This window comes from Pseudomonas sp. P116 (assembly GCF_020149425.1).
In the GTDB taxonomy this organism is placed as follows: Bacteria; Pseudomonadota; Gammaproteobacteria; order Pseudomonadales; family Pseudomonadaceae; genus Aquipseudomonas; species Aquipseudomonas anatoliensis.
On the sequence record NZ_JACVHB010000004.1, the window covers coordinates 20,786 to 40,516 of the forward strand.

Sequence of the window (19,731 nt, forward strand, 5' to 3'; positions counted from 1 at the left end):
CCCGGTGGTTCAATGACGCGTGGCTGGCCGCGAGCGCGGTTGAGCGCCTAGACTTCGCCGATCTTCAGTTCAGGAACCGCCCGTGACTTCCATCTTCTGGTACGACTACGAAACCACCGGCATCAATCCCCGTTGCGACCGGCCGCTGCAGGTTGCCGGGATTCGCACCGACCACGAGCTCAACGAAATCGACGAGCCGGTCAATCTCTACTGCCAGCCCAGCGAAGACATCCTGCCGCACCCGGCTGCGTGCGCGATCACTGGTATTACCCCGAGCCAGCTCGCCGAAAAGGGTTTGAGCGAAGCCGATTTCATGACCCGGGTACACGCGCAACTGGCCGCGCCCGGCACGTGTGGCGCGGGTTACAACACCTTGCGTTTCGACGACGAGATGACGCGCTACAGTTTGTATCGCAATTTCTTCGACCCGTACGCGCGCGAATGGCAGGGCGGCAACAGTCGCTGGGACTTGATCGACGTGGTGCGTGCCGCGTATGCCTTGCGTCCGGACGGGCTGGTCTGGCCGACCGATGACGAGGGGCGGGTGACCCTCAAGCTCGAGCGTCTGACAGCCGCCAACAACATTGATCACGGGCATGCCCACGAAGCGTTGTCGGACGTGCGCGCAACCATCGCGCTGGCGCGGTTGATCCGTGAAAAGCAGCCAAAGCTGTACGACTGGCTGTTCCAGATGCGCAGCAAGCAAAAAGTCATGGATCAGATTCGCCTGCTTCAGCCGATGGTGCATATCAGCGGACGCTTCTCGGCGGCGCGCAGTTATGTCGGTGTGGTACTGCCGCTGGCCTGGCACCCGAAAAACCGCAACGCCTTGATCGTCTGCGACTTGCACCTCGATCCGCAGGGCTTGCTCGATCTGGATGCGCAAACCCTGCGCCAGCGCCTGTACACCCGCCGTGATGATTTGCTGGAAGGCGAGTTGCCGGTACCGCTCAAGCTGATTCACATAAACCGTTGCCCGGTGGTGGCACCGCTGACGGTATTGCGTGCCCAGGATCAGCAAAGGCTGGGTCTGGACATGGCGCTTTATCAGGAACGAACGCTGCGACTAACTGACGCACAACAAGTTTTGAAAGATAAAGTTGCGGCGATTTATGCCAGTGAAGATTTCACCCCGAGCGAGGATCCGGAACAACAGTTGTACGACGGATTTATCGGTGACCGCGACCGGCGTCTATGTGAGCAAGTCAGAGCGGCTGATCCTGCTCAATTGGCGCAAGAGCAATGGCCTTTCGATGATGAACGTTTGCCTGAATTACTTTTTCGATATCGAGCACGCAACTTTCCAGAGACGTTGAATCCTGAAGAGCAGGAGCGCTGGCAAATATTTTCTCGGCAGCGTTTGTCCGAGCCTGAATGGGGTGCACCCAATACCTTGAAATCTTTTACGCAGGCCGCAGAGCAATGGTTGCTAAGTGCGACACCGATGCAGAAAGAGGTGCTCAATGAATGGCAGAATTATGTCCAGGCATTACGCAAACGTTTGAATCTTTGAAATCGAACATGCCCGGGAGCAAATTCCATGCATAAAAAAACGCCAGCATTCGCTGGCGTTTCTTTTTTCGCGGATCGCTCTGCGAAGGCGTTGCGGCTTAGCCCAGCAGGGTAGCCCAGCCTTCAACCACGTCACCGCCCCACTTGGCTTTCCACTCTTTCAGAGTTTTGTGGTTGCCACCTTTGGTTTCGATGACTTCGCCGTTGTGCGGGTTTTTGTATTGTTTAACTTTGCGAGCACGCTTGGTGCCGGTAGTTTTTACTGCGCCGCCGCGTGGTGCTTTGGTTTTCGATTCCGGATCCAGCAGCGCGATGATGTCACGCAGGGATTTGGAGTATTCGCCCATCAGGGTGCGCAGTTTGCCTTCGAATTCCAGCTCGGTTTGCAGTTTGTCGTCTTGCGACAGGTTCTTCAAACGGGCTTGCAGCTCTTTGATTGCTTCTTCGGTGGCGCGATATTCGTTGATCAAGGACATGATTACTACCTTAGTAGAGTGCTGAATTGCAGGGGACAGTGGCGCAATAATAGTCAGGCTGTTTCATCAAGTAAACATTTAACCGGGTTTTTTATTTAAATGAGTTACAAGAATTAGCAGCGAATTGAATGTTCAGTTAAATAGTGTGATGCAGTCATCACAGATATTCACAGTGCCCTGCACAAAAGGAGTCATTGATTTGTCGTCAAGTTGACGGTGGGCCCGTCAAAAAAAGCCCTGCTGCGGGGCCGGACGCACGCCCGCGTTCATCAATACTGCAGTTTTCCTGCGCAGTCGCTAGAATGGCGGCCTTTGCGAAGTTCTGGAGTTACCCCCTCATGCGCACTTTTCGGCTGGTGATTTCTTGCCCGGACCGCGTTGGCATCGTTGCCAAAGTCAGTAATTTTCTGGCATCCCACAACGGCTGGATCACCGAAGCGAGCCACCACTCGGACAATCAGGTTGGCTGGTTCTTCATGCGTCACGAGATTCGTGCCGATTCGCTGCCGTTCGGTATTGAAGTATTGCGCGAGAAGTTTGCGCCAATTGCCGAAGAGTTCTCGATGGACTGGCGCATCACCGATACCGAGCAGAAGAAACGCGTGGTGTTGATGGCCAGCCGCGAATCCCACTGCCTGGCTGACCTGCTGCACCGCTGGCACAGCGATGAGCTGGACTGCGAAATATCCTGCGTGATTTCCAATCATGACGATCTGCGCAGCATGGTCGAGTGGCACGGCATTCCTTATTACCATGTGCCGGTCAATCCGCAGGACAAGGAACCGGCCTTCGCCGAAGTGTCGCGTCTGGTCAAACAGCACGACGCCGAAGTTGTAGTGCTGGCGCGCTACATGCAAATCCTGCCGCCGGCGCTGTGCCGCGAATATGCGCACCAGGTCATCAATATTCACCACAGCTTCCTGCCGTCGTTCGTCGGCGCCAAGCCTTATCACCAGGCGTCCCTGCGTGGCGTGAAGCTGATCGGCGCGACCTGCCATTACGTGACCGAAGAGCTGGATGCCGGCCCGATCATCGAGCAGGACGTTGTGCGCGTCAGCCACAGCGACAGCATCGAAGACATGGTGCGTTTCGGTCGTGACGTCGAGAAGATGGTTCTGGCGCGCGGTCTGCGTTATCACCTCGAAGATCGAGTGCTGGTGCACGGCAACAAGACTGTGGTGTTCTGATCGAACTCACGCATGCTTGAAAAAGGAAGGGCCTGGGCGTTCAATCGTCCATGCCCTTTTTTGTATAAATCCCTTTGCCGTTTTTTGATCCGAGGAAAAGCCATGAGCGATCCACTGGACAAAGCCACTTCCAAAGCACCCGCTACGTTGGGCGAGGGTTGTTTGAGTCGCTATGACCCGGATGACATGAGCCCGGAGGATGGCACCGAGTTTCCCGGTGCGGCCGAGTTGTGGGAGCAGTTGCAGGATGAGTCCGAAGTTAAGGACGGGAAGAGCTGAAAGATCGTCCGAACGCGGCCCGAGCCCTCGGCAGCTCACATTTGGAATGTGATCCCCCTGTAGGAGCTACCGCAGGCTGCGATATTCTAAGCTTGACGCACCTTCATCAGCTTCCTCAGCAACGGTCGCCCCAGCATCATCAGAAACACCGGCCCACCGACCACCAGATAGAAATAAAACGTCACCACCCGCCAGATCAGAATCGCCGCCGCTGCTGTCGATTTGCCGACCATCGGTGCCAGCAGCGCCGCCGAGGTCAATTCCGCAGCGCCCGCGCCACCGGGCAACAGACTGAACTGCCCGGCGCCCAGCGAAAGCATCTGCACCAGAAAACTCCAGGCCCACTGCAAGTCCGCTCCCAAACCGCGCAATGCCAGATACAGCACGCTGTAGCGCAGCAGCCAATGCACACAGGTCAGGGCGAAGACTTTGCTCAAGGTTTGCCATGGCAATTTCAGCGTATCGATAAATGCCGCGAGAAAATGCAGCAGCTTGCGTGCCCAGCGGCGACGGGTGTCGGCGCGCACGTTCATGCGGGCCAGCAACCGGCCGCTCAGGCGAATCAGTCGGCGATGGTAGCGCGCCAGCAGCACACAACTGCACAAACCGCCGAACAGCGACACGGCGCTGATAATCAGCAGCCATTCCATGCGGTCACTGAGGTGTTGAAACAGCGCGTAAATCAGAATGCCGCTCAGGGCGCAGAGAAAAAACAGCAGATCGCTGAGTTGATCCATGGCAAACACCGCGCTGCCCCGGGCCGGCCGTACGCCGCAGCGGGCCAACAGCGCCATGATCGTCAGCGGTCCTCCGCTGCCGCCGGGTGTCGCGCAATAAGCGAACTCGGCCGCCATGACTACGCCCAGGCTTTTCAGCGGCGTGACGCGGTCACGTTGATCGCCGAGCAACAAACGCAGGCGCAAGGTGTTGATGCCCCAGCACAGCAGAATCATGCCGAACATGATCAGCAGCCATTGCAGCGGAAAGCTGTGCAGGCGCGCCCAGATTTCACTGCCACCGAGCAGCAGCGGAATCAGCACCGCAGCGAGCAGGCCGACCAACAGCACAATGCCGCGGTTCATGCGGCGTGTTCCAGTTGACCGCTCTGTTGGGCCAGCCAGTTGATTTTGGTCATCGGTACTCGTCCATCCGTCAGTAGCCGTTCGAGGGTATTAAGCCAATATTCGCGGGAGAACCCGTGGCGCATGTCCACGGGGTGCAATCCTAGCCGAATCACCGGCGCTTGGCGCCAGCGCTGTTCACGTTGCTCGCTGAGGATTTTTGAAAGGCCACGACGCCAGGCACTGCGGGCACTCCAGACCAGGCCCGGCGCGTCGATCGGGGTGAAATCCGGCAGACGATACAGATGCTGGGGATCACTGGTATAGCGCAACGGTAATGCGGCCAGCGCCTGGCGCGTGCCTTCGCTCATCAACCAGGCCGGGGCAACGAAACCGTGCAATGGCCAGTCGTAGCGCTGGAACATTTCAATGCCGGCGCGCAGACGGGCGAGGGCGGCCTCGTGGGACAAACGATAGAACTCGCCTTCATGGGTATAGATGCGGCGCATGAACCAGTCGCGCGGCGTACGCGGTCGAGGCTCCTGGTCATCATGGAAAAAACCGTGAAGGGCCAATTCATCGCCACGGGCGACGCGCTCGCTCAGAAGTCGACGAAAATCCGCGTGTGCGTCGAGGTTGTCGTGGCGATGAAAGTCCGGCACCACCAGCCAGGTCATCGGCACGTTGCCCAGTGCATCGACTGCCTCGACAAACGGTTGGTAATCCGCCCAGGTCGATGGCGCCACGTCGTGCAACACCAGCAGCACAGCGGGGTGGTTGATGAGATCAGCCATTAGCCACCCGAGGGATCGCGTGGCCGAGGACAGCGTGGTAGTGACTCAGCAGGCTGTCGACCACGGTGTCCCAGGCGTAATGGCATTCGACATGTTGGCGCGCCTGAACACCGAGTTTGTTAACGCCGCGACTGAACAATTCGCGCACGGCATTGGCCATCGCCTGAGGGTTATTCGGTGCGCAGAGCAGGCCGCAGGAATCGGCGACTATTTCTTCAAACGCCCCGGCCGCCACCGCCACGACGGGAATGCCGCAAGCCATGGCCTCAAGGATCACCAGGCCGAAAGTTTCCTGATCACCGGCGTGCAGCAGCGCATCGGCACTGGCCATCAGTCGCGCAACGGTCGGTGCCGTGCAGAATTCATTGATGACACTGACGTTGTCCGGCACCACAGCAGGCATCGACGAGCCGACCAGCAGCAGGTGATAGCGCGGGCCGAGGCGCTGCATGCATTTGAGCAGCACCGGCAGGTTTTTCTCTTTCGAACCACGCCCGGCAAAGATCAGCAGGCGCGTGTCTTCATCGATCCCCAGTTCGGCGCGCAGGCCCGAATCACGGGCGTCAGGGTTGAAAGTTTGCAGATCGACACCCAGCGGTTGCACGAAGACGTTACGCACGCCGAGGCCGATAAGCTTGTCTGCCATGACCTGGCTCGGCGCGAGAACCCGGTCAAAGTTGCCGTAGAGCTTGGTGACGTAAGCCTCGATATTCGGCGTGACCCATTGGCCCATGCGGTTACTGACCAATAGCGGCAGGTCGGAATGATAAAAGCCGATCACCGGCACATCCAGTTGTCGCCGGGCATCCAGAGCGGCCCACGCCGTGAGGTACGGATCGCCGACTTCGATCAGATCCGGCTGCAAATCCTGAAGGACATTTCGCCACGGGGCCAGGCGTACCGGAAAGCGATAACCCTTGCCGAAGGGCAGGGCGGGAGCGGGAACCGTGTAGACACCATCGTGTTCGCCGAATTTCGCGCCGGGGATCAGCAAGCTGTGGCGAGTACCGGACTTGATACCCAGTCGGCGGTGCTTGGCATCCAGATAAGTACGCACGCCGCCGCTGGCCGGGGCGTAGAACATGGTGATGTCGGCAATGTGCACGGTGATGGTCCCTGCGCTGTTGTTCTCCCTTGGTTGACCTTTATCCGCAAGGGATGTTCGGTCGGGATTGCTGGCAGGGGTGTCATTGAGGTTTTGAGGCGTTTGAAAGGACGCCTTCGCGAGCAAGCTCGCTCCCACAGGGGAATGCATTACAACTGTGGGAGCGAGCTTGCTCGCGAAGAGGCCGGCAGGTGCGCCTTAAATGCGGAAACTGCCCACCAATTGCGTCAACCGCGAAGCCTGCTGCTCCAGATCCGAACACGCACGCAGTGTTGCGTGCAGGTTCTCCACGCCTTCCTGGTTCAGCGTGTTGATCTCGGTGATGTCGACGTTGATCGACTCGACCACCGCGGTCTGCTCCTCGGTCGCGGTCGCCACCGACTGGTTCATCCCGTCGATCTCGCCAATCCGTTGAGTCACGCTGTTAAGACGCTCACCGGCAAGGTTGGCGATCTCGACGCTGTCCTGGCTGTGGCGCTGGCTCTCACTCATGGTGCTCACCGATTCCCGCGCGCCGACTTGCAGTTCCTCGATCATGGTCTGCACTTGCTGCGCCGATTCCTGCGTGCGGTGCGCCAGATTACGCACTTCATCCGCCACCACGGCGAAACCACGACCGGCCTCACCGGCACGCGCCGCTTCAATGGCCGCGTTGAGCGCCAGCAGGTTGGTTTGCTGGGAAATACTGGTGATGACTTCGAGAATCTGCCCGATGTTCACTGTTTTGCTGTTCAGCGACTCGATGTTGCTGCTCGACGCACTGAGCATGCTCGACAGTTGATTCATCGCCTTGATGCTGCGGTCCACCACTTGCTGGCCGTCTTCGGCGAGGCCGCGGGCGTCGCTGGCCTGATTCGACGCCTGGGCGGCATTGCGGGCAATTTCCTGTGCGGCGGCGCCGAGCTGATTGATCGCGGCAGCGACACTGCTGGTGCGCGAAGCCTGCTGATCGGAGTTGTACATCGACGAATTCGACGCAGCGACCACGCGCAGGGCGACTTCGTTGACTTGGCCGGTGGCCGACGACACTTCGCGGATCGAGCCGTGAATCCGCTCGACGAAGCGGTTGAACGCCGTACCCAGCACACCAAATTCATCGTTATTGACGATGGTCAGGCGCTTGGTCAGGTCACCTTCGCCATCGGCGATGTCTTCCATGGCGCGGGTCATGACGTGCAAAGGCTGGATCAGGATGCGGATCAACATGCTGAGCAGGGCAAGGATGATGCCGACGGCGATGATGGTCGCAATGACTGCCGAGGCGCGGAATTCGCTGAGCATCGCGAAGGCCTGGTCCTTGTCCACCGACAGGCCGATGTACCAGTTCACCGACGGCAGGCCTTTGATCGGCGCGAAGGTGACGATGCGGGTTTTGCCATCGACGGTGACTTCACTGAAGTCGCTGCTGATGCGCGGGGTGTCCTGTGGATAAGCTTCCTTGAGTGATTTCATCACCAGGGCTTTGTCCGGGTGCACCAGAATCTTGCCGTCGGCGCTGACTAGGAACACATAACCCATGCCGTCGAAATCCCGGGCGGCGAGGGTGTCGACCAGTGATTGCAGGCTCAGGTCGCCGCCGACCACGCCGACGCTCTGGCCGGATTTTTTCGAGGCGGTGGCGACAGATATGATCAGTTGGCCGGTGGCCGCGTCGATGTACGGTTCGGTCAAGGTCGAGGTGCTGCTGCTCTCGGCACCTTTATACCAAGGGCGAACCCGCGGATCGAAACCGTCGGGCATCTTCACGTCCGGGCGGATGGTGAAGTGGCCGGTGGCATCGCCCAGATAGGTGGCCATAAACGTCGAAGTCAGGGTTTTCTGTTCCAGCAAACTGGCGACGTTGGCGGGTTCGGGGTTGATGGCAATGTTCTGGGCGGCGTTTTCGACCAGCATAATGCGGCCGCTGAGCCAGGTCTGGATGCTGCCGGCAGTGACTTCGCCCATCTCATTGAGATAGTTGTCCAGGTCTTCACGAATCGCGTTGCGCTGTAGCCAGTCGTTGTAAAGCGTAAACGAGGCAAAAGCGGCGATGACGATGAGGGCGGCGGCAAGCAAAATTTTATGGCTGAAGCGCAGATTTTTGTTCATGGCTTGGGGTTCCGCTAAGGTCTTAATGTCCTGGGCGTGCTTTTATAAAGACGCGCAATATGGGCAAAGGTGAATAAAAGCTGATATTTCCGTCTCTCCTTAGGGAAATGTCCTACCGACTTTTCAGTCAGGTCTACGCCTTTATCTATCGGCCATCGCGCATTAAAGATTAACCATTGGGTGACAAAATGCCTGACTCATCGCAACTCGTAATCGGCGCCGATCTCGCCGGGCAACCGATCGCACAGGCCATGCGCCTGGCAAACCGTCACGGCCTTATCGCCGGCGCCACCGGTACCGGTAAAACCGTGACCTTGCAGCGCTTGGCCGAAGCCTTCAGCGACGCCGGCGTCGCTGTATTTGCGGCCGACATCAAGGGCGACCTGTGCGGCCTCGGTGCTGCGGGCAACCCTCAGGGCAAGGTCGCCGAGCGCATCGCCGGGATGCCTTGGCTCAATCATCAGCCCCAGGCTTATCCGGTGACGTTGTGGGATATCCACGGCGAGTCCGGTCATCCATTGCGCACTACGTTGAGCGAAATGGGCCCACTGTTGATCGGCAGTCTGCTGGAGCTCACCGACAGTCAGCAGTCGGCGCTGTATGCCGCATTCAAGGTCGCGGATCGCGAAGGGCTGTTGTTGCTGGATCTGAAGGATCTGAAAGCGCTGCTCAACCACCTCAAGGACAACCCGCAGTTGTTGGGCGAAGATGCGGCGCTGATGACCACCGGTTCCAGTCAGGCGCTGTTGCGCCGTCTGGCAACCCTGGAGCAGCAGGGCGCCGAGGCCCTGTTCGGCGAGCCGGCGCTGCAGCTCGAAGACATCCTGCAACCGGCCGCCGATGGCCGTGGGCGCATTCATCTGCTGGATGCCAGTCGTCTGGTGCACGAGGCACCGAAGGTGTATGCGACGTTCCTGTTGTGGCTGCTCGCCGAATTGTTCGAGCAGTTGCCGGAGCGCGGCGATGCCGACAAACCGCTGCTGGCGCTGTTTTTCGATGAGGCGCATTTGCTGTTCGGCGATACCCCGAAGGCGTTGCAGGAACGGCTGGAGCAAGTGGTGCGGTTGATCCGTTCCAAAGGCGTGGGTGTGTATTTCGTCACTCAATCGCCAGCCGACTTGCCGGACGATGTGCTGGCGCAGTTGGGCCTGCGCGTTCAGCACGGCTTGCGCGCGTTCACCGCCAAAGAGCAGAAATCCCTGCGCGCGGTGGCGGACGGCTTCCGGCCGAATCCGGCATTTGACAGTCTGTCGGTGCTGACCGAGTTGGGGATCGGCGAGGCGCTGGTCGGCACGCTCACGGAAAAAGGCACGCCGGAAATGGTTCAGCGCGTACTGGTGGCGCCACCGCAGTCGCGAATCGGGCCGCTGACGGAAACCGAGCGCACGGTGCTGATTGCCGGGTCACCGTTCAAAGGGCGCTATGACAAACCGATTGATCGCGAGTCGGCTTATGAAATCCTGATGGGGCGTAAAGGGTTGGCGCCGGATGCAGAGGCACCCGCGGGCAAACCAGCGGCCGAGGAACCGAGCCTGGCTGATCGTGCCGGGGAGTTTCTCGGCACGGCGGCGGGCCAGGCGTTGAAATCGGCAATGCGCCAGGCAGCCAACAACCTGGGTAAACAACTGGTGCGTGGCTTGATGGGCTCCCTGCTCGGCGGCAGCAAACGCCGCTAAAAGCAAAGATCGCAGCCTGCGGCAGCTCCTACAGGGGATTGCATTCCAACTGTAGGAGCTGCCGCAGGCTGCGATCTTTTGATCTTGCTTTCAGGTTTTGTCTTTGGCGTGCGCCGCCAATCGCTCCAGTGCCGCGCGCAAGCCCGGGTCACTGATGCCGTCCGCCGTGGCCTGAATGGTCGCCGCCGCGTTCGTCGACAGGTCCATCGTGTGCCCGGTCGCCCCGCGCTGAACCGTCGGCGGCTGCACCTTGAACAGAATCCGCGTCAGGCTGGCGAACTCATCGAACATCTGCAATTGCCGTTGCAGGCGTTTTTGCTGATAACGCAGACGCGTGGCCCAGTGGCCATCGGTCACGATCAACAGCAGATTGCCTTCACGCCACGACGCCACATGGCAATGTTCGCGGGCGGCGGGTTGCAGTTGGCTTTCGAGCAGGCGTTGCAGATGACCCAGTCGATGGGCATGGCCGAGGATGGCTTTGAGCGGCTTGGCTTCGCGTAGCAAAACGGCGGGTGCTTTGGCCGTAAGAGGGCGAAATGCCATGATCGAACACCTGAAGTAACAGAAGCGCCATGGTAGCAGAAAGCACCGAAATCACTCGCCCATTGCTTTTGCCCCTGCTTTACCCATTAAATCAACGACTAACTTCTTTCCCTTGTGGGTTGAAGTTGAGCAAAACGCCCTTATTTTAAGTGAGCCCCGTCAAAGCGCAGTGCCAGCATCGTGGAACATCGCCACTTTCCTCACCACCGTTTCCGGGTAGAATGCTCGTTCGCATGCGGCCATGAGGGCTGCTCGGGCGACTCACGGGGCCGCCCTCCATCCCTTTAGTGTGGAAGATCTGCCGATATGTTTGCGCCTTTGTTAAAGAAACTTTTTGGAAGCAAGAACGAGCGTGAAGTCAAACGCATGCTCAAGACGGTACAGAACGTCAATGCCTTCGAAGAGCAAATGGTAGCCCTTTCGGACGATCAATTGCGCGCCAAGACTGAAGAGTTCAAAGCCCGCATCGCCAAAGGGGAAACCCTCGACAAGCTGTTGCCAGAAGCCTTTGCGGTTGCCCGCGAAGCCGGCAAGCGTGTCATGGGCATGCGCCACTTCGACGTGCAACTCGTCGGTGGCATGACCTTGCACGAAGGCAAGATCGCCGAAATGCGCACCGGTGAGGGTAAAACCCTCGTGGCGACCCTGGGTGTTTACCTCAACGCACTGTCCGGCAAGGGCGTGCACGTTGTGACGGTGAACGACTACCTGGCGCGTCGTGATGCCAACTGGATGCGCCCGCTGTATGAATTCCTCGGCCTGACCGTCGGCGTCGTGACGCCGTTCCAGCCGCCGGAAGAGAAGCGCCAGGCTTACGCTGCGGACATCACCTACGGCACCAACAACGAATTCGGTTTCGACTACCTGCGCGACAACATGGCGTTCAGCATGGAAGAAAAATTCCAGCGCGAACTCAATTTTGCCGTGATCGACGAAGTCGACTCCATCCTTATCGACGAAGCACGTACCCCGCTGATCATTTCCGGTCAGGCCGAGGACAGCTCCAAGCTGTACACCGAGATCAACAAACTGATCCCGCAGCTGGAACTGCACGTTGAAGAAGTCGAAGGCGAAGTCACCAAGGCTGGCCACTACACCGTTGACGAGAAGACCCGTCAGGTCGAACTCAACGAAGCCGGTCACCAGTTCATCGAAGACATGCTCACCCGCGTCGGCCTGCTGGCTGAAGGCGAGAGCCTGTACTCGGCACATAACCTGGGCCTGTTGACCCACGTTTATGCCGGTCTGCGTGCGCACAAGCTGTTCAATCGCAACATTGAATACATCGTGCAGGACGGCCAGGTCGTACTGGTCGACGAACACACCGGTCGTACCATGCCGGGCCGTCGTTTGTCCGAAGGTCTGCACCAGGCCATCGAAGCCAAAGAAGGCTTGAACATTCAGGCCGAGAGCCAGACCCTGGCATCGACCACGTTCCAGAACTATTTCCGTCTGTACACCAAGCTGTCCGGCATGACCGGTACCGCTGACACCGAAGCGTTCGAATTCCACCAGATCTATGGTCTGGAAGTGATGGTCATTCCGCCGAACAAGCCGTTGGCGCGTAAGGACTACAACGACCTGGTGTTCCTGACTGCCGAAGAGAAGTACGCGGCAATCGTTACCGACATCAAGGAAAGCATGGCTGCCGGTCGCCCGGTGCTGGTGGGTACTGCGACCATCGAAACTTCCGAGCACATGTCCGCATTGCTCGTGAAGGAAGGCATCGAACACAAGGTTCTGAACGCCAAGTTCCACGAAAAAGAAGCCGAGATCATCGCGCAGGCCGGTCGTCCGGGCGCACTGACCATCGCTACCAACATGGCCGGTCGTGGTACCGACATCCTGTTGGGCGGCAACTGGGAAGTTGAAGTTGCTTCGCTGGAAGATCCGACCCCTGAGCAAATCGCCCAGATCAAGGCCGACTGGCAGAAGCGCCATCAACAAGTGCTGGAATCCGGCGGCTTGCAGGTTATCGCGTCCGAGCGTCACGAATCCCGTCGTATCGACAACCAGCTGCGCGGCCGTGCCGGTCGTCAGGGTGATGCCGGTTCCAGCCGCTTCTACCTGTCGCTGGAAGACAGCCTGATGCGCATTTTCGCCTCTGATCGGGTGAAGAACTTCATGAAAGCCCTGGGCATGCAGCCGGGCGAAGCGATCGAGCACCGCATGGTGACCAACGCGATCGAGAAGGCGCAGCGTAAGGTTGAAGGTCGTAACTTCGACATTCGCAAGCAATTGCTTGAGTTCGATGACGTCAACAACGAACAGCGTAAAGTGATCTATCACATGCGTAACACGTTGCTGGCCGCTGACAACATTGGCGAGACCATCGCTGACTTCCGTCAGGACGTACTCAACGCCACCGTCAGCGCGCACATTCCGCCGCAATCGCTGCCAGAGCAGTGGGACGTCGCCGGTCTGGAAGCTTCGCTGCAGAGCGACTTCGGTGTGGCGCTGCCGATCCAGCAATGGCTCGACGAAGACGATCACCTGTACGAAGAAACCCTGCGCGAGAAGCTCATGACCGAGCTGATGGCCGCGTACAACGAGAAAGAAGATCAGGCCGGTGCCGAGGCACTGCGCTCCTTCGAGAAGCAAATCGTTCTGCGCGTGCTGGATGATCTGTGGAAAGACCACCTGTCGACCATGGATCACCTGCGTCACGGCATCCACCTGCGTGGCTATGCCCAGAAAAACCCGAAGCAGGAATACAAGCGCGAGTCGTTCACGCTGTTCTCCGAGCTGCTCGATTCGATCAAGCGCGACTCGATCCGTGTGCTGTCGCACGTTCAGGTCCGCCGCGAAGATCCGGAAGCCGAAGAGCAACGTCTGCGTCAGGAAGCCGAAGCACTGGCCGCCCGCATGCAGTTCGAACACGCCGAAGCGCCAGGTCTGGAGCAACCGGAATTGCTCGGTGAAGAGGTCGATGTGGCCCTCGCCACCGCCCCGGTTCGCAACGAGCAGAAACTGGGCCGCAACGAACTGTGCTACTGCGGTTCGGGCAAGAAATTCAAGCATTGCCACGGGCAGATCCAGTAAAACCCGTTCCAATCGCTGAAGTACCCGCGCCGCGACCGGCTCCTGCCGTCGCGGCGTTTTGCCATTTAAACCACTGCCTGCAAATGGGCGGTGCAGACATCATTGAGTAAGGAGCGCATTCATGGCTGTTGGTCTTGGTCCTTTGCCAACGTTGCACCCAGTTGCCGGTTTTGAACTCGGTATTGCCTCGGCCGGCATCAAGCGCCCCGGGCGCAAGGATGTCGTGGTGATGCGCTGCGCCGAAGGTTCGACGGTGGCGGGCGTGTTCACGTTGAACGCCTTTTGTGCAGCACCAGTGATTCTGGCGAAGAAGCGCGTACAGAACGATGTGCGCTACTTGCTGACCAACACCGGTAACGCCAACGCCGGTACCGGTGAGCCAGGCCTTGCCGCCGCCGAGCGCACCTGCGCGAAGCTCGCTGAGCTGACCGGCGTCGATGCAAACCAGATTCTGCCGTACTCCACCGGTGTCATCGGCGAGCCACTGCCGGTCGAGAAGATCGAAGGTGCACTGCAAGCGGCACTGGACGATCTGTCGGAAAACAACTGGGAAGCGGCCGCCACCGGGATCATGACCACCGATACGTTGCCCAAGGGCGCCAGCCGCCAGTTCCAGCATGACGGCGTGACCATCACCGTCACCGGCATCAGCAAAGGCGCGGGCATGATCCGCCCGAACATGGCGACCATGCTGGGCTACATCGCAACCGACGCCAAAGTCTCCCGTGACGTCTTGCAAAACCTGATGCTCGACGGCGCCAACAAGTCGTTCAACCGCATCACCATCGACGGCGACACTTCGACTAACGACTGCTGCATGCTGATTGCCACCGGCAAGGCTGCCCTGCCGGAAATCACCCGCGCCGAAGGCGAGCTGTTCGCCAAACTCAAACAAGCGGTGTTCGAAGTGTGCATGGACGTGGCCCAGGCCATCGTGCGTGACGGCGAAGGCGCAACCAAGTTCGTCACTGTTGAAGTGAACGGCGGCGGCAATCATCAGGAATGCCTCGACGTTGGCTACACTGTGGCGCACTCGCCGCTGATCAAGACCGCGCTGTTCGCCTCCGACCCGAACTGGGGCCGTATTCTGGCAGCTGTCGGTCGTGCCGGCGTGCCGGATCTGGATGTGAGCAAGATCGACGTGTTCCTCGGCGAAGTGTGCATCGCCAGCCGTGGCGCCCGCGCCGCGACCTACACTGAAGCGCAGGGCTCAGCGGTGATGCAGCAGGAAGAGATCACCATCCGCATCGAACTGGGTCGTGGCGATTGCAGCGAAACCATCTGGACCACCGACCTGTCGCACGAATATGTGAAGATCAACGCCGAGTACCGGACCTGATCTAACCTGAGACCGAGTCGCCTGCATCGCCAGCAGGCTGGCTCCCACAGTAGTTTTGTGAACGACACAGATCCCTTGTAGGAGCTAGCCTGCTAGCGATAGCGGAGTTTCAGGCAACATCAACGTTGAATGTGCCGGCCTCTTCGCGAGCAAGCTCGCTCCCACAGGGTTCACTGGTGTACACAATATTTGTGAATATCCGGGATCACTGTGGGAGCGAGCTTGCTCGCGAAGGCGGTAGCCCAGACACTACGAGTCCCAAAGCTGTCCCCCTGACGAAAAGGCGCCACACCATGTCCTTGCACCTGATCATCGGCGACAAACTGCTTTCCTCTTGGTCCTTGCGCGCCGCGTTGGCGCTTGAGCTGACCGGCGCGCCCTACACCGAAGAGTTGATCAAACTCGGCAAGCCTGACACCCGTGCGCTTTTGCTCAAGCATTCGCCGACTGCCAAGGTACCGCTGCTGAAAACCGCACGCGGCACTGTTGCCGATTCGCTGGCGATTGCCGAATACCTGGCCGAGCAGTTCCCTTCCGAGCAACTCTGGCCAACCGATATCGCCGCCCGCGCCCTAGCCCGATCAGCCTGTGCGCAGATGCACAGCGGCTTCTTCGCCATGCGCAACCACATGCCGTTCAACCTCAGCCACGACGCGCCGCTGAATCCGGTGCCGCCAGAGGTTAAGGTCGATATCGAGCGCATGCTCGCGCTGTGGGCAGAATGCCGTGCCGTCGCCACCGAGTCCGGGCCGTACCTGTTTGGCCGTGTGAGCCTGGCCGATGCTTTTTTTACTCCGATCGCCGTGCGCCTGCGCACCTATCAGGTGAACTTGCCGGACGCCGACGAAGCCTATGTTGAAACCGTCTACCAATGGCCCGCCTTCAAGGCGTGGCAAAAGGCTGGACTGGAGGAATTGAACCCGTGAAACGCGTACACGTCGCCGCCGCCGTCATTCGTGACAGCAGTGGCAAAATCCTTATCGCCCGCCGTGCCGACACTCAGCATCAGGGTGGTTTGTGGGAGTTTCCCGGCGGCAAGGTCGAGGCCGACGAATCGGTCGAAACCGCGCTGGCCCGAGAGCTGCAAGAAGAGTTGGGCATCGTCGTTGGCGCCGCTCGGCCGTTGATCAAGGTGCGTCACGATTACCCGGACAAGCAGGTGATGCTGGATGTCTGGGAAGTGTCGAGCTTCAGCGGCGAGCCGCACGGTGCCGAAGGCCAGCCATTGGCCTGGGTGACGGCGAAGGAGTTGGCGAACTATGAGTTCCCGGCCGCCAACCAGCCGATCGTCGCAGCGGCACGTTTGCCTGCCGAATACCTGATCACGCCGGAAGATCTGGAAACCCCGGCCTTGCTGCGCGGAATTCAGAAGGCGATTGCCGGCGGGATCAAATTGATCCAGCTGCGCGCACCGAATGGCTATGACCCGAAGTATCGCGATCTGGCGGTGGACGCCGCGGGGCTGTGTGCGGGCAAGGCGCAATTGATGATCAAGGGACCATTCGAGTGGCTCGGTGATTTTCCGTCTGCGGGGTGGCACATCACTTCCGCGCAGTTGCGTAAATACGCAGCGGCGGGGCGCCCGTTGCCGGCGCAGCGCTGGCTCGCGGCTTCTTGCCATAACGCCGAGGAACTGGCGCTGGCCGAGCAGATGGGCGTGGATTTCGTGACCTTGTCGCCGGTGCAGCCGACCTTGACCCATCCGGATGCGCAGCCGCTGGGCTGGGAGCAGGCTTCGACGTTGATCGAGGGCTTCAGCAAACCGGTGTTTTTGCTGGGTGGAGTTGGCCCGGCGGAGCGCGAAAAGGCCTGGGATGTTGGTGCGCAGGGTGTGGCGGGGATTCGGGCGTTCTGGCCTGAGGCTTGATCATGTAGAGCGGCCACCGGCCTCATCGCTGGCAAGCCAGCTCCCACAGGGTTTTGTGTCGTTCACAGATGTTGTGTACACCAATGGAACCTGTGGGAGCTGGCTTACCAGCGATGACTTCCTGTCAGACGCTATTTATCTGAAGGCTTCACCGCCGGCTGCCACAAAATCTCCGCAATCCCCTGGCGCCGCGCAATCACCCGTGCCGCGACAAACAACAAATCCGACAACCGATTGATATACGCCAGGCCAACCCCGGCCAAGGGTTCTTCAGCATTCAAATGCTGACAGCGCCGCTCGGCACTCCTTGCCAGACTCCGGCACACATGCGCCTGAGCAATCAGCATCGAACCGCCCGGCAGAATGAAATTCTCCAGCGGCCCCAACTCTTCGTTCCAGACATCAATCGCCGCTTCCAGCCGTTCGATTTCCGCCACGTTTAGTGCCTGATATTCCGGCATCGCCAACTCGCCCCCGAGGTCGAATAGCCGATGCTGACAGGGCGCCAGCACCTCGATCAGCTCATTCAGCCCCGGATACGTCTCACGCTCGGCAATCAAACCGGCCAGTAACACGCCGACCTGACTGTTCAGCGTATCGACCTCGCCAATGGCCTCGATGCGTGGGTGATCCTTGGGCACGCGGCGGCCATCGCCCAGGCCGGTTTCGCCTTTGTCGCCGGTGCGGGTGTAGATTTTCGACAGGCGAAAGCCCATGGGTTACCTCGTCAGTTGATTGGTTTCAGCAGCGATGGGCAGTGGATGGGCCAGCGGCAGGCGCAACGTGAAACACGTACCTTGCCCCGGCGCCGACTGCACCTCCATCTGCCCTTTGTGATTATTGGTGATGATGAAGTACGACACCGACAAGCCAAGACCGGTGCCCTGGCCAATTTCCTTGGTGGTGAAAAACGGTTCGAAGGTGCGCTTGCGCACGTTCTCGCTCATGCCGATGCCGTTGTCCTCGACCTGAATCTCGGCCCACGGCGGATTGAGCCGCGTGCGCAGGATGATCCGTCCTGGCTCGCTGTCCTCTTCGCGCTGATGAATGGCTTGCGCGGCGTTCTTCAACAGGTTGAGCAGCACTTGCTCCAGCTCGTTGGCGGTGCCCGGTACCGGGCCGAGCGCCGGGTCGAACTGGCGGATGATCGCCTGACCCTTGAAGTCAAAACCGATGGCCAGGTCGAAGTCGTTACCGGCGATTTCCACCGCTTGATCAATCAGTGCCGGCAGATCGCACGGCGCCATCTGCCGCGTGCTGCGACGGCTGAAGCTGAGCATGTGGGTGACGATTTTCGCTGCCCGCGCACCAGCCTGTTGAATACCGTCGAGCAGTTTCGGGACTTCCCGGCCTTGCAGGTAGCGGTTGACCGTGTCCAGCTCAATACCCAGTTGCTCGGCGGTTTCGAGATTCTTTGGCAGGTCTGCGGACAGGCGCCGGCGGATGTTCTGCACGTTGTGCAGGATCGCACCGAGCGGGTTGTTGATTTCATGGGCCATGCCCGCCGCGAGGCCACCGACCGAAAGCATTTTTTCTGACTGCACCATCATTTCTTCCAGCGACAGGCGCTGGGTGATGTCGTCGATACGGATCACCACGCCACGCCCGGTACCGCCCATCAGCGGGTAGAAGGTCAGCGCGTAATGTTTGGGCTCCTCGTCCTTGAACCATGTCACCCGTTCGATTTTCGCCACGGTGTGCTGCTCGACCGTTTGCTTGAGCTGCGGCAAAAACGGTTTCAGCGGTTCGAACGCGAGGAAGATCGGCTGGTTCAGTGCTTCGTCCAGGCGCGTCCCGGAGAGGGCGCTGGCTTCCTGGTTCCATTGGGTGACGTAGAGCTGCTCATCGAGCGCGATCAGCGCCGAAGGCATCGAGTCGATGATGCTGTTGAGGTAATTCTGGAAACCGGTGAGTTTCTTTTCGATCTTGCTGCGCACCTGAACTTCCAGCTCAAGCTTGCGGTTGGTGTGGCGCGTTTCCTCGGCCAGCCCCTGAGCCTGATCGTAAGCGGCTTGCGAGTCATCGCGGGCGCGTTTGAGTTGTTGCTCACGGGCTTCGATACGCGACAGCATGGTGTTGAACGCTTCGGCGAGACTGCCGATTTCGTCGTGGTTGCCCCGCGAGGCACGCAACGCGTAGTTCTCTTCGCGGGTGACCTGGCGCGAAAGCTCTTCCAGTTCATGGATTGGGCGGGTGATCAGCCGTTTGATCTGCCGGGCAATCACCAACCACAACAGCACGCTGAAAATCAGGATGCCGAGGCTAGCCGTGAGCGTGCCGGTGTAGAACGCCATCGGCAGTTCGCTGCTGGCCACCAGCAGCAGATGACCCGGCTCGGTGCCGGGGCGGGGCAGGGTGATCACCTGGTTGGTGCGAAATTCGGTGAGTTGCCAGGCTTCGATGTGCCGGTAACGTTCCGGCAGGTGGAGTTTGTCGCTGTGTTGTAACTGCGCGAGCCGTTCGCCCTTGCCGTCATACAGGGCGGCGGCGCGCAGTGGTGAATAACTGTCGAGTTCCTTGAGCAGGCGTTCGGCGCTTTGCGGTGATTGCAGGGCTTCACTGACCAGGCTCGGGTTGGCGATCAGGCGGCCGATGGTCTGCAAGGCCTGTGGGGCCATGCTTTCCTGGGAGATGTAATAGGCGGCACTGATAAACGTCAGGTTGGCGACCAGCAACACAGTGGTCAACAGCACCAGCAGGGCGGCCAGGAGTTTCTGGCCGACCGGCAGGTTTTCGAGGCGCTGGCGCAATGGCATCGG

General features: G+C 59.5%; 16 protein-coding genes and 1 pseudogene. 8 read left to right on the forward strand and 9 right to left on the reverse strand.

The window, feature by feature from the left end; all coding sequences use genetic code 11:
- Positions 1 to 82 precede the first annotated feature (82 nt).
- Complete coding sequence (gene sbcB, locus ICA15_RS14405) at positions 83 to 1,513, forward strand: exodeoxyribonuclease I (RefSeq protein ID WP_210554151.1); 1,431 nt, start codon at positions 83 to 85, stop codon at positions 1,511 to 1,513.
- A 97-nt stretch (positions 1,514 to 1,610) separates the two neighbouring features.
- On the opposite strand, the gene mvaT is transcribed toward sbcB, so the two are convergent.
- The gene (mvaT, locus tag ICA15_RS14410; RefSeq protein WP_007933316.1) at positions 1,611 to 1,988 is read right to left on the reverse strand and encodes a histone-like nucleoid-structuring protein MvaT; all 378 of its coding nucleotides are present in this window, start codon (positions 1,986 to 1,988) and stop codon (positions 1,611 to 1,613) included.
- 338 nt (positions 1,989 to 2,326) lie between these two features.
- Between mvaT and purU the strand changes: the two genes are divergently transcribed.
- Positions 2,327 to 3,175, forward strand: coding sequence for a formyltetrahydrofolate deformylase (gene purU / locus ICA15_RS14415; protein WP_042560661.1), 849 nt, complete (start codon positions 2,327 to 2,329; stop codon positions 3,173 to 3,175).
- 102 nt (positions 3,176 to 3,277) lie between these two features.
- The gene (locus ICA15_RS14420) at positions 3,278 to 3,454 is read left to right on the forward strand and encodes a hypothetical protein (RefSeq protein WP_210554150.1); all 177 of its coding nucleotides are present in this window, start codon (positions 3,278 to 3,280) and stop codon (positions 3,452 to 3,454) included.
- Positions 3,455 to 3,540: 86 nt separating this feature from the next.
- Here ICA15_RS14420 and ICA15_RS14425 read toward each other — a convergent pair whose 3' ends face one another.
- The 5 genes and pseudogenes from ICA15_RS14425 to ICA15_RS28620 form a co-directional block, all read right to left on the reverse strand.
- Positions 3,541 to 4,536, reverse strand: coding sequence for a YbhN family protein (locus ICA15_RS14425; RefSeq protein ID WP_150601665.1), 996 nt, complete (start codon positions 4,534 to 4,536; stop codon positions 3,541 to 3,543).
- The gene (locus tag ICA15_RS14430; protein ID WP_210554149.1) at positions 4,533 to 5,309 is read right to left on the reverse strand and encodes a DUF2334 domain-containing protein; all 777 of its coding nucleotides are present in this window, start codon (positions 5,307 to 5,309) and stop codon (positions 4,533 to 4,535) included. The genes ICA15_RS14425 and ICA15_RS14430 overlap by 4 nt, the downstream gene beginning before the upstream one ends.
- On the reverse strand, positions 5,302 to 6,393 hold the full coding sequence (locus ICA15_RS14435) for a glycosyltransferase family 4 protein (protein WP_210554174.1): 1,092 nt from the start codon (positions 6,391 to 6,393) through the stop codon (positions 5,302 to 5,304). Before ICA15_RS14435 ends, ICA15_RS14430 begins: the two co-directional genes overlap by 8 nt.
- A gap of 219 nt (positions 6,394 to 6,612) precedes the next feature.
- Complete coding sequence (locus ICA15_RS28615; protein ID WP_390896373.1) at positions 6,613 to 7,377, reverse strand: methyl-accepting chemotaxis protein; 765 nt, start codon at positions 7,375 to 7,377, stop codon at positions 6,613 to 6,615.
- A gap of 93 nt (positions 7,378 to 7,470) precedes the next feature.
- Positions 7,471 to 8,502 (reverse strand): annotated as a pseudogene (locus tag ICA15_RS28620) (cache domain-containing protein); the annotation flags it as partial.
- Between the two features lie 188 nt (positions 8,503 to 8,690).
- On the opposite strand from ICA15_RS28620, the gene ICA15_RS14445 reads away from it, so the two are divergent.
- Complete coding sequence (locus ICA15_RS14445; RefSeq protein WP_210554147.1) at positions 8,691 to 10,178, forward strand: helicase HerA-like domain-containing protein; 1,488 nt, start codon at positions 8,691 to 8,693, stop codon at positions 10,176 to 10,178.
- A gap of 90 nt (positions 10,179 to 10,268) precedes the next feature.
- Here the strand turns inward: ICA15_RS14445 and ICA15_RS14450 are convergent, their stop codons facing one another.
- Positions 10,269 to 10,724: a DUF721 domain-containing protein gene (locus ICA15_RS14450; protein WP_042560657.1), complete on the reverse strand. Its 456-nt coding sequence runs from the start codon at positions 10,722 to 10,724 to the stop codon at positions 10,269 to 10,271.
- A 306-nt stretch (positions 10,725 to 11,030) separates the two neighbouring features.
- On the opposite strand from ICA15_RS14450, the gene secA reads away from it, so the two are divergent.
- The 4 genes from secA (at position 11,031) to ICA15_RS14470 (ending at position 16,972) form a co-directional block, all read left to right on the forward strand.
- Positions 11,031 to 13,766, forward strand: coding sequence for a preprotein translocase subunit SecA (gene secA / locus ICA15_RS14455; RefSeq protein ID WP_150601660.1), 2,736 nt, complete (start codon positions 11,031 to 11,033; stop codon positions 13,764 to 13,766).
- A 121-nt stretch (positions 13,767 to 13,887) separates the two neighbouring features.
- Entirely contained in the window at positions 13,888 to 15,105 is a 1,218-nt protein-coding gene (argJ, locus tag ICA15_RS14460) for a bifunctional glutamate N-acetyltransferase/amino-acid acetyltransferase ArgJ (RefSeq protein WP_210554146.1), read from the forward strand.
- Between the two features lie 293 nt (positions 15,106 to 15,398).
- On the forward strand, positions 15,399 to 16,031 hold the full coding sequence (locus tag ICA15_RS14465) for a glutathione S-transferase family protein (protein ID WP_210554145.1): 633 nt from the start codon (positions 15,399 to 15,401) through the stop codon (positions 16,029 to 16,031).
- Positions 16,028 to 16,972 carry a Nudix family hydrolase gene (locus ICA15_RS14470; RefSeq protein ID WP_210554144.1) on the forward strand — a complete coding sequence of 315 codons (945 nt, stop codon included), beginning with the start codon at positions 16,028 to 16,030 and terminating at the stop codon, positions 16,970 to 16,972. Before ICA15_RS14465 ends, ICA15_RS14470 begins: the two co-directional genes overlap by 4 nt.
- A 131-nt stretch (positions 16,973 to 17,103) precedes the next feature.
- Here ICA15_RS14470 and ICA15_RS14475 read toward each other — a convergent pair whose 3' ends face one another.
- Together ICA15_RS14475 and ICA15_RS14480 are read right to left on the reverse strand one after the other, a co-directional pair.
- A complete protein-coding gene (locus ICA15_RS14475; protein WP_210554143.1) occupies positions 17,104 to 17,688 on the reverse strand; it encodes a cob(I)yrinic acid a,c-diamide adenosyltransferase in 585 nt (194 codons plus the stop codon).
- Between the two features lie 3 nt (positions 17,689 to 17,691).
- Complete coding sequence (locus ICA15_RS14480; RefSeq protein ID WP_210554142.1) at positions 17,692 to 19,728, reverse strand: ATP-binding protein; 2,037 nt, start codon at positions 19,726 to 19,728, stop codon at positions 17,692 to 17,694.
- Between the last annotated feature and the right edge of the window lie 3 nt (positions 19,729 to 19,731).